This window comes from Mycobacterium sp. KBS0706, assembly GCF_005938675.2.
In the GTDB taxonomy this organism is placed as follows: Bacteria; Pseudomonadota; Alphaproteobacteria; order DSM-16000; family Inquilinaceae; genus Inquilinus.
Window position 1 is genome coordinate 61955 of record NZ_VCCH02000017.1, and the last position, 13910, is coordinate 75864.

Genomic DNA, 13910 nt, shown 5'->3' on the forward strand with positions numbered 1-13910 from the left:
TGCAATATGTCGGATCTAATGCCGGGCAGTATGGTCGCGCAGCACGTCGGCGATGAAGGTGTTGGCCAGGTCGGACGATGCTTCCGGGTGACGTCTGCGGAACGCCTCGAGCGCGGCGTCGCAGGCCGTCCATTCATCGGCGCCCGCGGCGCGGCGCGCCTCATAGGCGCTGATGACAATGTCGCTGGTGGAAGGAATGGCCTGGCCCACTTAACCTCTCCCTTGGCGCAATTCGATACCGACGTGGCGAAACAATCCGGCGGGTAGAGCTATCAACATTGCACTGCACAATACGTTCCCTGTCCAGTCGATTCTTCGGGTGAAATCCAGCCGAGCCACTGCTGAAATCGATACAATTTTGAATAAAGCATTGTCGTCCGGGGGTGTAGGACAATATCCAAAATGATGAGGCCGAGATCAGGACAAGATCATGTCCGACATTAGGCAGCCTCAAGGCTTCAATCGCCAACCCCGGGAGATCAGCAGGGCGGCGCAGGCCCACAGCACCGCGCCGCTGGCGGCCAGCACGGCGAGGCTGCGGCCGACCGGCTCGGCCCCGGCACCGCCGAAGGCGATGCGGGCGGCGTCGATCGCGTAATAGACCGGGTTCAGCGCCACCACGGCGGCGAGCGGATCGGGCAGCAGCGCGACCGGGGCGAAGACGCCGGACAGGAAGGTGACCGGGATCAACAGGAAGCCGAAGAAGGCCGCGGCCTGGTCCCATTTCTCCGCCCACAGCCCGACCAGCGTGCCGGCGGCGGCCAGCAGGAAGGCGCCGAGCACCAGCACCAGGGCCAGCAGCGCCGGGTCGGCGACGCCGGTGCCGGCGGCCAGCAGCAGCGCGATCAGGCAGGGCAGGCCGGTGACGAGGCCGGAGGCGGTGCCGGCCAGGGCATAGCCGGCCGCCACCTCCCAGGCCGCCAGCGGCGGCATCAGGATGTCGCCGACCAGCCGTTCGACCTTGAGGAAGGTGATGCTGTAGACCGTGGCCTCGGCCGCCCGCAGGATCACGACATAGACGACGAGCCCGGGCGCCAGGAACGGCAGCAGCCCGCCGGGCCCGGCCCAGGCGGCGGTTCCGGTGGCGTCGCCGATCGCCTCGCCCGATGCGACGGCGAACACCGCGACATAGAGCAGGGTCGAGAAGGTCGGGGCGACGACCGTCTCCCGCCACTCCTTGAGATAGGCCCGGAACTCGCGCCGGAACAGCGTGGCCAGGCCCAGCCAATGCACCGCGCCGAAGCGCCGGACCGGGCGGGCCGCCCCCGCCGGACGCTGCATGCTCAAGCCTTCAGCTTGTAGCCGGTGGCGAGCATGCGCAGCAGCAGCGCCAGCAGCGCGGCGTTGACGCCGAGCAGCACCAGGATGCCGATCGCCAGCGTGCCGTCGCTGACGCCGATGAAGCCGTAGCGGAACCCGTCGATCATGTAGAAGAACGGGTTGAGATGGGCGACGAAGTGCCAGGCCGGCGGCAGCCGGTCGAGCGAGTAGAAGGTGCCGGACAGGAAGGCCAGCGGCGTGACCACGAAGTTGGTGACGGCGGCGATGTGGTCGAACTTCTCCGACCAGATGCCGCCGATGGCGCCGAGCAGCGCCAGCATCATCGACGCGGCGAGGCCGTGGAACAGCACGAAGCCGGGATGGACCGGGTCGACCGGCACGAAGATCCGGATCGCCGCCCAGGTCACCGTCCCGACCAGCAGGCCGCGGACGACGCCGCCGGCGATGTAGCCGGCGGCCAGCTCGGCCGGGGCCAGGGGCGGCATCAGCACGTCGACGATGTTGCCCTGGATCTTGGCGATCATCAGCGAGGAGGAGGTGTTGGCGAAGGCGTTCTGTGCCATCGCCATCATGATCAGCCCCGGCGCCAGGAACTGCAGGAACGGCACCCCCGCGGCCTGCCGGTCCGCCCCGCCGAGGGCGAGGGCGAAGATGGCGTAGAACAGCAGCGTGGTGATCACCGGGGCGGCGATGGTCTGGGTCGCGACCTTGAGGAAGCGGTGGATCTCCTTGGCGGTCAGGGTCCACAGGCCGATCCAGTTGATGCGGCCGATCAGGCGGGGCTGGGGCATGGGCGTTCTTGCGGCGGCGGGCGCGCGACCATAGCCCGGCCCGCGGTGGGCGGCAAAGGGGGTGGCGGGAGGAGAACGACACGCGCCTCGCCCGTTCCTGGCCCTCGGGCATGCATCCGACAATGTCTCTAAATATTGCATAAACTTTTATTCTGTATTCAAGAATCATCAATTGACTCATGAAGAATATACACCTAACTTCACTACAGAGCTCGATTTACCGGTAAATTGACCTTTGTAATTTAATAACTTAAGGAGAAGTGAGATGCCTGTTTATTTTGCATTCACGCAGCAGTCGAGCCCAGGGATGGAATTCGTCATCGAGCTGAATGACGACAACAAAATACAGGCGGCTCGCGATATCCTATCTGGAAAAGAGAAGAACAGAATCCACGTTCACGGCCGGATCATCAAACGCCAGCAGCCGTACAATCCGAGATTCAACTTCTATCTCGACCCGCAGACGATCGATTTCTTTGAACAGGCGATCGAGGTCTGCGACGCCAACATGGTGTATGTGGAAGACCATCTCGACGAGGTCTGTGGGGCGTTCCTGCCGGGCTGCCACTGGTGTCCCTGGGACTCGCGGCTGAGCCGCGAAGTCAGCCCGTAACCGGCGTCTTTCACCTCGGCGGCGGAGCCCTTACTCCGCCGCCATCGCCTTTGCGCCGGGCTCCGGTGGCATCAGCCAGCCATCCTCGACCTTGAGGCGGAGGGCCGTGCCCTCCTCCGGCGGCGGGCCGCGATGCGCGACCCGCAGCACCCGGCCGGGATCGGCGTCCGGCCGGCAGTGCAGGATGGTCACGGCCCCCTCGAACACTGCGCGCTCCAGCCGCGCCGCGATGCCGTCCGCCGGATCGACCGCTAGCCCCTCCGCCCGCAGGCAGGCGGCTTGCGATGGCGCATGCGCCCCGACGCCGCCGCGCAGCCGCACCGCATGGCCCCACAGCTCGGCGGTGCACAGGCCGGCGCCGGCGCCGCCGCGCCAGGTCACCGGCACCACCATGCCGCGGCCGACGAAATCCGCCACCATCGCCGTCGCCGGCTCGGCATAGAGAAGCCGCGGCGGCGCCACCTGCTGCAGCCGGCCGTGATCCATCACCGCGATGCGGTCGGCCAGCGCCATCGCCTCGGCCTGGTCGTGGGTGACATAGACCACGGTGGCGCCGAACTGCCGGTGGAGCCGGCGGAACTCCGCCTGCAGCGCGTCGCGCAGATGCACGTCGAGATTGGCCAAGGGCTCGTCCATCAGCACCAGCGAAGGCGCCATCGCCAGGCAGCGGGCCAAAGCGACACGCTGGCGCTGGCCGCCGGACAGGGTCTCGGGCCGGGCCTCGGCACGGTCCGACAATCCGACGGCCGTCAACGCCTCATCGGTGCGCCGATTCCGCTCCGCCGCCGGCAGCCGGCGGATGCGCAGCGCATAATCGACATTCTCGCGCACGGTCATGTGCGGCCACAGCGCGTAGGACTGGAATACCATGCCGATGCCGCGCTCCTCCGCCGGCACCATCGCGCCCGCTCCCGCCACCACCCGGCCGCCGATGCGGATCGTGCCGCCATCGGGCGCGTCGAAGCCGGCGAGCAGGCGCAGCAGCGTGGTCTTGCCGCAGCCAGAGGGGCCGAGCAGGGCCAGGAACTCGCCCTGCGCCACGGCGAGGTCGACGCCGTCGACCGCGACGCGCGGGCCGAAGCGCCGGACGATTCGCTCGATCTCTACGGCAGCCATGGCAGCGATCCCCTGGGCAGGCGGCGGGCGAAGAGGGTGGCGATGCCGGCGATGCCGAGCGTGACCAGCACGGTCAGGACGGCGACGGCCGAGGCGGCGGTGGCGGCGCCCTCCGCCTGCAGCGAGAACACCATCACCCCGACCGTCTCGCTGCCGCGCGACCACAGCAGGGCCGAGACGGTCAGCTCGTTGAACGCGGTCAGGAACACCAGGATGGCGCCGGTCGCGACCGCCGGGGCGACGGCGGGCAGCAGGATGCCGAGCAGCCGCCGCGGGCCGCGGGCGCCGGCCAGGCGGGCCGCCTCCTCCGGCGCCGGGTCGGCCTGGGCGATCGCCGCCGCCACCGGCCGCAGCGCCAGCGCCAGGAAGCGGCCGAGATAGGCGGCCAGGATGATCCACAGCGTGCCGTACAGGCTGACCCCGAGCAGCGGCAGCGGCCGCAACAGCAGCAGGATCGCGGCGATCGCGGTCAGCACGCCGGGCAGCGCATAGGGCAGGTCGGCCAGGGTGTCGAGCCAGCGCATCGCCCGCCAGCGCCGCGCCTCGGCGTAATAGGCCAGGACCAGGCCGACCGCCGCCGTGGCCAGCGCCGCCGCGGCGGCCAGCAACGCGCTGTTCAGGAAGGCGCGGCGCGTGGCGTCGTGCTGGAACAGGATGTAGCCGAACTGGTCGAGGCTGGCGGTGTCGAGGCTCAGCTCCACCCCCAAGGCCGGCACCAGGGCCGAGGCCAGCAGCGCCAGCAGCGGGGCGATGGAGAGCACGCCGACGACCAGCCACAGCGCCGCCTCCATCCAAGGCCGGGCCCGGCCGAGCGGCAGCACCGGGCCGGTCGGGCCGGTGCGCACCAGCACCGGCGCCCGGGCGGCGGCCCAGCGCTGCAGCCCGAGGCCGAGCGCCGCCAGCACGGCCAGCACCAGGGCCAGCGCCGCGACCTCGCCCAGCACCGACGGGCCGAAGCCGCTGAGCCGCTGGTAGATCAGCGTGGTCAGTACGCTGTAGCGGCCGGGGATGCCGAGCAGCGCCGGCACACCGAAATTGCCGATCGCCGAGACGAAGGCCAAAGCGGCGCCGGCGACGAAGGCCGGGCGCAGCAGCGGCAACAGGATGCCGAGCAGAATGCGCGGGCCCTTGGCGCCGGCCGCCCGCGCGGCCTCGACCAGGTCGCAGGGCAGGCTTCGAATGGCGGCGGTGACGGCGAGGAACACCAGCGCCGCATGCTCCAGCCCCATGATCCAGACCACCCCGCCGCCGGAATAGAGCGGGTGGTTCGGCCACGGGCCGGTGACGGCGTCGAGCAGGGCGCGGGCCGGCGACCCGGCGTCGAGCAGCCGGATCCAGGCCAAAGCGGCGATCTGCGGCGGGATCAGCATCGGCAGCAGGCACAACAGCGCCAGCACGCCGCGGCGGCGGATGTCGGTCAGGCCGATGGCCAGCGCCAGGCCGCCGCCGACCACGACCGAGACCAGGGTCGAGCCGAGGCCGGCGACGATGGTGTTCTGCAGCGCCCGCAGCGTCGCCCGGCCGCCGAGCATGGCCAGCGCCGCCTCCGGCTGCGCCAGCCCCTCGGCGAACAGGCGCAGCAGCGGCAGGGCGCAGAGCAGCAGCACATAGGCGCCGGCGGCGCCAGCCAGGACGGGATCGCCCCAGCGGCGGGGGCGGAAGGCTGCGGGAGTCGTTGCCAGGGAATCGGTCACGGGCACGCTGGAACTGCGGTCGACGATCTCGGAGCCTCCGCGTTTAGCCCATCATGCCAGCCAAGCCCATGCTTCTTCCTGTGATTGCCGGGCTTGACCCGGCAATCCAGGGGCAACCCAGAGCAACACTTGCGGCCCTGGATGCCCGGGTCGAGCCCGGGCATGACAAGGAAGGGAAGGCGGCGGGCGGGTGGGCGCCCTCACCCCCCGAAGGCGTCGCTGAACTTGCGCTTGTTCTCGTCGACGCCCTTGGCCAGGGTCTCGGCCGAGACCGGCATCAGCTTCAGCGCGGACGCCGCGGGGCGGCCGGGCGGCAGGGCGACGCCGGGCTTGCCGGGGATGTAGCCCTGCTTGGCCATATAGGCCTGGCCGTCATCCGACAGCAGCCAGTTGACGAAGGACTTCGCGTCGGCGACGTCGTCCGCGGTCTTCAGGATCGCCACCGGCTCGGTCACCACCGACACGCCGTCGGCCGGGTAGACGAAATCGACCGGCGAGCCCTTGGCCTTGGCGTTCAGCGCCATGAAGTCGACGATGATGCCGTAGCTCTTCTGGCCGGTGGCCACCGCCTCCATCACCGTGCCGTTGCCCTGGCCGGCGACCGCGCCGTTCCCGGCCAGCTTGTCGAGATAATCCCAGCCCAGGCCGGGCTGAGCCGCGACCGTGCCGACATGGATCACCGCCGCGCCGGAATAGAGCGGGCTGGCCATGATCACCTGGTCCTTGGCCGCGGCGGACAGGAGGTCGGCCCAGGATTTCGGCGCCGGCGCGCCGGACTTGGTGTTCCAGGCGATGCCGGTCGGGATCAGCTTGGTGCCGAAATAGGTCTTGTCCGGGTCGGCGAAGCCGTCGGGGAAGCCCTGGATCGGCGCGTCGGCATAGGCCAGCAGGCGGCCGTCATCCTTCAGCTGCTGCATCGCCACCGCATCGGCGATGAACACCACGTCCGGCTGCGGCGACCCGGCCGCGAACTCCGCCTGCAGCTTGTTCAGCACCTCGGTGGTGCCGGAGCGGAAGAACTCGACCTTCACCTCCGGATGCGCCTTGTTGAACTCGGCGACCAGGGCCGTCATCGCCTCGTTGGGGGTCGAGGTGTAGATCATCAGCGATCCCGGCGCGGCGAGCGCCGCGGTGGACACGGCCGTCAGCGCGGCGGCGAAAAGCAGTCGAGTCAGCATCGGCGTCGATCCCAAGGATTTTAGACAATGCCCGGGGTGCTAGCAGGTTCCGGTTGCAATTTCATGACCGGCGCGAGCCGCCAGGGCAAGCCCGCGCTGTCCGGCGGGGTGAATCGCATCGGCAGGGCGTTGCCGACGCCCCTGGCCTCGAAGCCCAGCCCCAGCCGGTCGCGCAGCACCCGCATGATGCCGGCATGGGCGACGATCAGCAGCGGCCCGGCGAGCGGCGCCGGCCCGGCGGCCAGGATCGGCTCGCAGGCGGCCCAGGCGCGGTCGCGGAACGCCTCCCAGCTTTCGCCGCCCTCCGGGACCATGAAATAGTCCGGCCGGTCGGCGACCAACCGCCCCTCCCAAGTGCCCCAGTGACGCTCGACCAGTCCAGGATCGGTCGCGACCGGCAGGCCGAGCGCCTCCGCCACGATCTCCGCCGTGCGCAACGCCCGGCGCTGCGGGCTGGCGACGATCCGCCGGATGCCCGAGCCGGCCAAGGCGACGGCAGCCTCTCGCGCCTGGGCCTCGCCCAGCCCGGTCAGTGCGGCGTCGGTGCTGCCGGCGATCACCCGGTCGCGATTGGCGGTGCTCTGGCCGTGGCGGAGGAACAGGAAGGGCTGCATCGATCTGAATGATCCCTATGTTATAAGAATGCGATCGGACGTCACGGTATCCGCGGGTTCGGGTGCACTATGGACGAGAAGACGAACAATCTGGTGCTGGAGCACCTGCGTCATATCCGTGGGGCTGTTGACGATATCCGCGAAGACATGCGCGAAGTGAAGTCGCGCCTGGGCCTCCTGGAGCAGCAATACGCCATCATCTCTGGTCGGCTCGACCGGCTGACCGATCGTGTCGAGCGCATCGAGCGTCGGTTGGATCTGGTGGAGCATTCCCCATGAGTCTCGGGGCACCAAGTCTGGCTCGCTGAATCGATCAGATCTCCACGGTCTCCTCCAGGGCGGTGCGGGCAGGGGCGAAGGCCTTGGCCCAGGCGGCGCGGTGCTTGGCGTCACCGAAGGCCGGCACCACCACATCGGTCCCAAGCGTCTTCGCCAGGGCCACATTCTGCGATAGCCGCGGATGCACCGGCCAGCGCAGCGCGACCGCCCGCCCCTCCTCCACCGCCCTTCGTGCCGGGCTGCCGGCGGCTACATAGCCGGTGGCGACCACCGGGCCGTCGTCGCGGCCCCAGCCCTCCAGCAGCGGCCTGGCGGCGCCGCCGGTGGCGTTCGGCTTGGCGGCGATGATCGCCCGCTCCGGCGGCGGCTCGACCGATTCGATCCGCTCGATCCGGCTGCGCAGCGAGTTCAGCATCGTGCCGGCACCGGGCCGCAGCCAGGCCGGGTCGTCGATCAGCCGGTCGATCATCGCGCGGTTGGCGTCGCACACCGCCGGCTTGCGGTCATGCGCCGCCGCCGCGGCCAAGGCGATCTCCGGCCCGCGCCCGCCGGCCGGGGCCAGCAGCAGCGAGCGCTTGGCGGCGAAGATCGGCGCGAAGGCGGCCAGGCGGTGCTCATGCGGCGTGTCGTCGTCGCCATAGGAGGCGTCGAGAATCGCGACCCGGGCCGGCGGCGGCCCCGCATCCACCGCAAACACCACCGAGTCGAACGCCATGTCGCCGGCATAGAACAGCCCACCGCCGATCGCGAGATGCAGCCACACTCCGCCCGGCGCATGGCCGGAGCGGCCGCAGGTGACGGCGAGGTCGCCCGCCAGCCGGTTGTGGCCGAGCCCGAGCGGCCGGCGGTCGGCCGGCGATCCCTCGGGCAGCGCCTGCAGCACCGGCGGTGTGGCGTAGACCGGAACCGGGTCGAACCGATCCGCCGCCTCCGGCAGCGCGCCGATATGGTCGGGATGGGCGTGGCTGAGCAGGATGGCGTCGATCGGGCCGAGCCCGGACAGATCGGGGCGCATGCCCTCATCCGGACCGGCGCCGCAATCGAGCAGCAGGCGCATTCCGGCCGCCTCCACCAGGAAGCAGGCGGGCCCCTTGCCCTCGACCCCCGAGATCGCCCGCACGCTCGCCGTCATCGGATCCTCCAGATCGCAGACCCTGCCTAGACGGGAACGGGGCGGAACGCCATCGCGTCCCCCGCACGGGTGCCCTGACGGGCGCCTTGACTCCAATATGAAACGTTTCATAGTGGTGCCATGTCGCAGCGAAAGACGACGATCAGGGAGGTCGCGTCGCGCGCCGGGGTCTCGCTCGGCACGGCATCCAACGTGTTCAACGGCAAGGCCGGGGTCGGGGCCGAGAGCCGCCGGCGGGTGCTGGACGCGGCCGAGGCGCTGGGCTTTCGCCCGAACAGCCTGGCCGCCGGGCTGCGCCGCCAGCGCACCCGCACCATCGGGCTGGTGGTGCCCGACGTGCTGAACATCGTGTTCAACGAGCTGGTCGAGCATCTCGAGAACATCGCTTTGTCGCAGAGCTACGAGGTGATCATCGTCACCTCGCGCGAGGACCCTGAGCGCGAGCACGAGCGGGTGCGGGCCCTGCTGTCGCGGCGCGTCGACGGGCTGATCATCGTCCCCACTCGTGACTGGTCGGAGACCGAGCGTGAGATGCGGCACCACCGCATCCCGGTGGTGGTGCTGGACCGGGTCGCGGCGCGGGACCATTTCCCCTCCGTCGCGGTCGACAACGCCGCCGCCACCCGGCTGGGCACCGAGCATCTGCTGGCCCTGGGCCACCGCGACCTCGCCTTCGTCATCAACTCGACCCGCCTCTGGAACAGCGCCGCGCGGGTCGAGGGATACCTCAGCGCCATGCGCACCGCCGGGCTGGAGCAGCGGGCCCGGGTGCTGCTGCCGGGCATGACCGAGGAGGAGACCCGGGCCGGGGTGCTGCCCGTGCTGACCTCCCCCGGCCGGCCGACCGCGATCTTCACCGGCAGCAACGTCGCCACGCTGGGCGTGCTGCGGGCGGTGCAGGATGCCGGGATGTCGATCCCGCAGGACCTGTCGCTGCTGGCCTTCGACGATTTCGCCTGGCTGACCGTGCTGCGCCCCTTCGTCAGCGCCATCCGGCAGCCGACCGAGGCGCTGGCCGGCCATGCCTGGCGGATCCTGACCGCCGCCTTCGAAACACCGGACCGGCCGGCCGAGCATATCCGCCTGCCGGCGCCGCTGATCATGCGCGAAACCACGGCCGCGCCGCCCTGAACCGCCGTGCCGGGCGGCCGCAACCGCCCACGAACAGAGAGGGAGGAGACGTGTCGAATACAGCCGCACAGACCGCATCGCCGGTGCTGCAGGCCGCCGGCATCGGCAAGGCCTTCGCCGGGGTGACGGTGCTGCACGGCGTCGGCCTGGAATTGTTCGCGGGCGAGATCCACGCGCTGATGGGCGAGAACGGCGCCGGCAAGTCGACGCTGATGAAGATCCTGGCCGGGATCTACGCCGATTATGACGGCGCCATCCTGGTCGACGGCGCACCGCGCGCCTTCGCTGGAGTCCGCGACGCCGAGGAGGCCGGCATCGGCATCATCCACCAGGAGCTGAACCTGGTGCCGGGCATGACCGTGGCCGAGAACATCTTCCTCGGCCGCGAGAAGCTGCGCGGCGGCATCTTCGTCGACGGCCCGGCCCTGCGCGACGCGGCGGCGCGGCTGATCCGCCGGCTGGGCATCGCCGTCGATCCGGACGCCCGGGTCGGCAGCCTGCGGGTCGGCGAGCAGCAGCTGGTCGAGATCGCCAAGGCGCTGTCGCTCGACACCCGCATCCTGATCATGGACGAGCCGACCTCCGCTTTGTCCCAGGCCGAATGCGCCACCCTGTTCGGCGTGGTGCGGCAGCTGGCGCGCGACGGCGTCGCGGTCGTCTACATCTCGCACCGGATGGACGAGGTGATGGAGCTGGCCGACCGCGTCACCATCCTGCGCGACGGCCGCCACGTCGTCACCGCGCCGATCGGCCAGCTGACGCGGGAGCGCATCATCGCCCATATGGTCGGCCGCGAGCTGGCGAAGGCCGAGCATCCGGCCGGGCGCGGCGGCGCCTCCGGACGGCCGGTGCTGTCGGTCCGCGACCTGTCGCTCGACGTGCCGGGCCGGCGCGGCGGCTGGCGCCGGGTGCTCGACGGCGTCGGCTTCGACCTGCAGGCCGGCGAGATCCTGGGCATCGCCGGCCTGCTGGGCGCCGGCCGCACCGAGATCCTCGAGACCATCTTCGGCTCCGCCCGCGGCCGCCGCGGCGGCACCATCCGGATCGACGGCGCGCCGGTGGCGATCGACGACCCGGCCGCCGCCAAGCGCCACGGCCTGGCGCTGGTGACCGAGGACCGCAAGGTCACCGGCCTGCAGCTCGGCGCCTCGATCCGCGACAACCTGGCCCTGCCCTCGCTGCCCCTCCTCGCGCGGCTCGGCCTGCGCCGCTTCGGGCGCGAGGCGGAGCTGGCGCGCGGCACCATCGGCCGGCTCGGCGTGCGCTGCACCGGGCCGCTTCAGCCGGCCGGGCGCCTGTCCGGCGGCAACCAGCAGAAGGTGGTGATCGGCAAATGGCTGGCCACCGCCCCGCGCGTGCTGCTGCTGGACGAGCCGACCCGCGGCATCGATGTCGGCGCCAAGAAGGAGATCTACGACCTGGTCTTCGCCCTGGCCGACCAGGGCATCGCCATCCTGCTCGTCTCCTCCGAGCTGCCGGAGCTGCTGCTGCTCGCTGACCGCATCCTGGTGATGTGCGAGGGCCGGCAGACCGGCCTGCTACCCCGCGTCGGGGCTGGCCAGGAGGCGATCATGGACCTCGCCTCGCCCCGCGCCGCCCGACTCACAGAGATCGCGTCATGACCCTCCTGCGCCTGCTGTCCCGCACCAAGCTGTATTGGGGCCTGCTGGTCATCCTGCTGATCGGCATCGCCTTCTCGCCGGTCAGCGGCAGCGGCCGCAACATCTTCCTGTCCTACGGCAACCTGACCGACGTGCTGCGCCAGGTGTCGATCACCGGCCTGGTCGCCGTCGGCATGACCGTGGTGATCCTGATCGCCGGCATCGACCTGTCGGTCGGGTCGGTGATGGCCTTCGGCACGGTGCTGACCGCGACGCTGCTGACCGAGGACGGCTGGACCAGCTCCGCCACCGTCGCCGTGCCGGCCGCCATCCTGGTCGCCTTCGCCGCCGCCTTCCTGCTGGTCCGCTTCCTCGGCCGCGGACTCAGGCACCGGGAGGGGCCGGTCGGCGCCCGGCGGCAGCACGCGCGCGACCCGCTGCGCGACGGCTGGATCCCCGGCGCGGCCGGCCTGGCCCTTGCGGCGCTGGTGGCCCTGTGGCTGGTGCCGCAGATCGGCACCAAATTCGGCGTCCCGGCCCTGCTGGTCGCCGTGCCCTGCGCCGGGCTGATGGTCGGCGCGGTCAGCGGCGCCATCATCGTCGCCGGTCGGCTGCAGCCCTTCATCGTTACCCTGGCGATGATGGTCGGCATGCTGGGCCTGTCGCGCCTGACCGCGGGGCAGGACAGCGCCGTGCTGCCGGTCTATGCCGGCACCAACGCCACCGAGGACATCGAGTTGCTGCGCAGCATGCTGTGGGGCGTGCTGCCGGTGCCGGGCCTGTTCTTCCTGGCCGCGGTCGCGATCTTCGCCGTGCTGCTGCGGCTGACCGTGTTCGGCCGCTACGTATACGCCATCGGCGGCAACGAGGAGGCGGCGCGGCTGTCAGGCATCCCGGTCGACCGGGTGAAGATCGCCGCCTACGCCTTCTCCGGCATGCTCGCGACGCTGGCCGGCATCCTCTATGTCGCCCAGTACCGCCAGGGCAAGCCGGATGCCGGGGCGGGGCTGGAGCTGGACGCCATCGCCGCGGTGGTGATCGGCGGCACCAGCCTGATGGGCGGCCGCGGCGCCCTGGCCGGCACTCTGGTCGGCGTCCTGATCTTCGGGCTGCTGTCGAACATCCTGCAGCTCCACAACATCAACTCCAACCTGCAGCTGGTGTTCAAGGGGGCGATCATCGTCGTCACCGTGCTGCTGCAGGAGCGCAACCTGGCCGATCTGCTGGCGCCGTTCCGCACGGCGCGCGCAGCCCGGCGGGACCCCGCCGCCCGATCCGAGGCGCCGGGCCAACAAGGATCGTCGCTGATCCATCGGGAAGGAACGCAACCATGAACCGTCGCGATCTGTTGAAAACCACCGCGCTGGCGCTGGGCGCCGGCGTCACCCTGCACCTGCCCGCCGGCTGGACCCCGGCCCGCGCCGCCGACAAGAAGTGGCGCATCGGCTTCTCCCAGGCCACGACGCTGGAGCCGTGGCGGGTGCAGTTCAACAAGGACATCAAGGCCGAAGCCGAGAAGCATCCGGAAGTGGAGCTGCTGATCGCCGATGCCGAGGACAAGACCGAGAAGCAGGTCGCCGATGTCGAGAACTTCATCCGGCAGGAGGTCGACGCCCTGCTGATCTCGCCGAAGGAATCGGCCGGGCTGACCGGGGTGGTGGAGAAGGCGATCGACGCCAAGATCCCGGTCTTCGTGCTGGACCGCAATGTCGACACCGACCGCTACACCCAGTTCATCGGCGGCGACAACGTGGTGATCGGCAAGGCGGTCGGCGACTTCGTGGTCAAGACCCTGGGCGGCCCGGGCAAGGCGGCCGGCAATGTCGTCGAGATCTGGGGCGGCCTCGGCACCCAACCGGCGCATGACCGGTCGGACGGCTTCCATTCCGTCGCCGACAAGGAGCCCGGGCTGAAATACCTGCTGGACAAGCAGTCGGCCGACTGGAAGCAGAACCTGGCCTACGACATCATGTCGACCGCCCTGCGCAACAACGAGAAGATCGACCTGGTCTACGGCCACAACGACCCGATGGCCTATGGCGCCTATCTCGCCGCCAAGGATGCGGGCCGGGAGAAGGAGATCAAGTTCGTCGGCGTCGACGGCCTGCCGAACGAGGGCGTGGTCTGGGTCAACAAGGGCGAGCTGGCCGCCACCTTCCTGTATCCCACCCCCGGCGCCGAGGGCCTGCGCCAGGCGGTGAAGCTGCTGAAGGGCGAGAAGGTCGAGAAGACCATCGTCCTGCCGACCGAGACCATCACCAAGGAGAACGCGCCGGAGATCCTGAAGCGGAACGGGCTGATGTGATCGATCCGTCCGCTCTGTGACGTGTCCGGGGCCCGATGTCGGCGAGCCCGCCGGGAGATCGTCATTGCGAGCGCAGCGAAGCAATCCAGGGCGGTTTGGCGTGGCCCCTGGATTGCTTCGTCGGCTTCGCCTCTAGCAATGACGGCGGGGACGGGAGAGGCAACGCGACGATGCT

14 protein-coding genes are annotated in these 13910 nt (G+C 70.3%); 6 read left to right on the plus strand and 8 right to left on the minus strand.

Features of this window, described 5'->3' with window-relative positions; translation table 11 throughout:
- Positions 1–15 precede the first annotated feature (15 nt).
- From FFK22_RS11865 to FFK22_RS11875, 3 genes are all read right to left on the minus strand, one after another.
- Positions 16–210 (minus strand): hypothetical protein, encoded by a 195-nt coding sequence (locus FFK22_RS11865; RefSeq protein WP_138887058.1) that lies wholly within the window; start codon positions 208–210, stop codon positions 16–18.
- Between the two features lie 240 nt (positions 211–450).
- The gene (locus FFK22_RS11870; RefSeq protein WP_138887057.1) at positions 451–1281 is read right to left on the minus strand and encodes an ABC transporter permease; all 831 of its coding nucleotides are present in this window, start codon (positions 1279–1281) and stop codon (positions 451–453) included.
- A gap of 2 nt (positions 1282–1283) precedes the next feature.
- Positions 1284–2072, minus strand: coding sequence for an ABC transporter permease (locus tag FFK22_RS11875; RefSeq protein WP_138887056.1), 789 nt, complete (start codon positions 2070–2072; stop codon positions 1284–1286).
- A gap of 265 nt (positions 2073–2337) precedes the next feature.
- Here FFK22_RS11875 and FFK22_RS11880 point away from each other — a divergent pair, with 265 nt between their 5' ends.
- Complete coding sequence (locus FFK22_RS11880; protein WP_138887055.1) at positions 2338–2685, plus strand: calmodulin; 348 nt, start codon at positions 2338–2340, stop codon at positions 2683–2685.
- Between the two features lie 30 nt (positions 2686–2715).
- Here the strand turns inward: FFK22_RS11880 and FFK22_RS11885 are convergent, their stop codons facing one another.
- The 4 genes from FFK22_RS11885 to FFK22_RS11900 all read right to left on the minus strand — a co-directional run bounded on the left by FFK22_RS11885 (position 2716) and on the right by FFK22_RS11900 (position 7287).
- Positions 2716–3801 carry an ABC transporter ATP-binding protein gene (locus FFK22_RS11885; RefSeq protein ID WP_138887054.1) on the minus strand — a complete coding sequence of 362 codons (1086 nt, stop codon included), beginning with the start codon at positions 3799–3801 and terminating at the stop codon, positions 2716–2718.
- Positions 3789–5495, minus strand: coding sequence for an iron ABC transporter permease (locus FFK22_RS11890; RefSeq protein WP_221938543.1), 1707 nt, complete (start codon positions 5493–5495; stop codon positions 3789–3791). The genes FFK22_RS11885 and FFK22_RS11890 overlap by 13 nt, the downstream gene beginning before the upstream one ends.
- A 200-nt stretch (positions 5496–5695) precedes the next feature.
- Entirely contained in the window at positions 5696–6673 is a 978-nt protein-coding gene (locus FFK22_RS11895) for an ABC transporter substrate-binding protein (protein WP_138887053.1), read from the minus strand.
- Positions 6674–6693: 20 nt separating this feature from the next.
- Positions 6694–7287, minus strand: coding sequence for a histidine phosphatase family protein (locus FFK22_RS11900; protein ID WP_138887052.1), 594 nt, complete (start codon positions 7285–7287; stop codon positions 6694–6696).
- 69 nt (positions 7288–7356) lie between these two features.
- On the opposite strand from FFK22_RS11900, the gene FFK22_RS11905 reads away from it, so the two are divergent.
- Entirely contained in the window at positions 7357–7566 is a 210-nt protein-coding gene (locus FFK22_RS11905) for a hypothetical protein (RefSeq protein WP_138887051.1), read from the plus strand.
- A 34-nt stretch (positions 7567–7600) separates the two neighbouring features.
- Here FFK22_RS11905 and FFK22_RS11910 read toward each other — a convergent pair whose 3' ends face one another.
- A complete protein-coding gene (locus tag FFK22_RS11910; RefSeq protein WP_138887050.1) occupies positions 7601–8698 on the minus strand; it encodes an MBL fold metallo-hydrolase in 1098 nt (365 codons plus the stop codon).
- Positions 8699–8818: 120 nt separating this feature from the next.
- Here FFK22_RS11910 and FFK22_RS11915 point away from each other — a divergent pair, with 120 nt between their 5' ends.
- From FFK22_RS11915 to FFK22_RS11930, 4 genes are read left to right on the plus strand one after another with little or no spacing between them, the layout of a single operon-like run.
- Positions 8819–9829, plus strand: coding sequence for a LacI family DNA-binding transcriptional regulator (locus tag FFK22_RS11915; protein WP_138887049.1), 1011 nt, complete (start codon positions 8819–8821; stop codon positions 9827–9829).
- A gap of 50 nt (positions 9830–9879) precedes the next feature.
- Positions 9880–11451, plus strand: a complete 1572-nt coding sequence (locus FFK22_RS11920; protein ID WP_138887048.1) for a sugar ABC transporter ATP-binding protein — start codon at positions 9880–9882, stop codon at positions 11449–11451.
- Positions 11448–12764, plus strand: a complete 1317-nt coding sequence (locus FFK22_RS11925; protein WP_138887047.1) for an ABC transporter permease — start codon at positions 11448–11450, stop codon at positions 12762–12764. Before FFK22_RS11920 ends, FFK22_RS11925 begins: the two co-directional genes overlap by 4 nt.
- A complete protein-coding gene (locus FFK22_RS11930; protein ID WP_138887046.1) occupies positions 12761–13735 on the plus strand; it encodes a substrate-binding domain-containing protein in 975 nt (324 codons plus the stop codon). The genes FFK22_RS11925 and FFK22_RS11930 overlap by 4 nt, the downstream gene beginning before the upstream one ends.
- Positions 13736–13910 lie beyond the last annotated feature (175 nt).

Coding starts and splice junctions, on each gene's coding strand:
- FFK22_RS11925 (WP_138887047.1), top strand. CDS start 11,448: ATGACCCTCCTGCGCCTGCTGTCCCGCACCAAGCTGTATTGGGGCCTG.
- FFK22_RS11870 (WP_138887057.1), bottom strand. CDS start 1,281: ATGCAGCGTCCGGCGGGGGCGGCCCGCCCGGTCCGGCGCTTCGGCGCG.
- FFK22_RS11880 (WP_138887055.1), top strand. CDS start 2,338: ATGCCTGTTTATTTTGCATTCACGCAGCAGTCGAGCCCAGGGATGGAA.
- FFK22_RS11915 (WP_138887049.1), top strand. CDS start 8,819: ATGTCGCAGCGAAAGACGACGATCAGGGAGGTCGCGTCGCGCGCCGGG.
- FFK22_RS11900 (WP_138887052.1), bottom strand. CDS start 7,287: ATGCAGCCCTTCCTGTTCCTCCGCCACGGCCAGAGCACCGCCAATCGC.
- FFK22_RS11910 (WP_138887050.1), bottom strand. CDS start 8,698: ATGACGGCGAGCGTGCGGGCGATCTCGGGGGTCGAGGGCAAGGGGCCC.
- FFK22_RS11895 (WP_138887053.1), bottom strand. CDS start 6,673: ATGCTGACTCGACTGCTTTTCGCCGCCGCGCTGACGGCCGTGTCCACC.
- FFK22_RS11905 (WP_138887051.1), top strand. CDS start 7,357: ATGGACGAGAAGACGAACAATCTGGTGCTGGAGCACCTGCGTCATATC.
- FFK22_RS11885 (WP_138887054.1), bottom strand. CDS start 3,801: ATGGCTGCCGTAGAGATCGAGCGAATCGTCCGGCGCTTCGGCCCGCGC.
- FFK22_RS11875 (WP_138887056.1), bottom strand. CDS start 2,072: ATGCCCCAGCCCCGCCTGATCGGCCGCATCAACTGGATCGGCCTGTGG.
- FFK22_RS11930 (WP_138887046.1), top strand. CDS start 12,761: ATGAACCGTCGCGATCTGTTGAAAACCACCGCGCTGGCGCTGGGCGCC.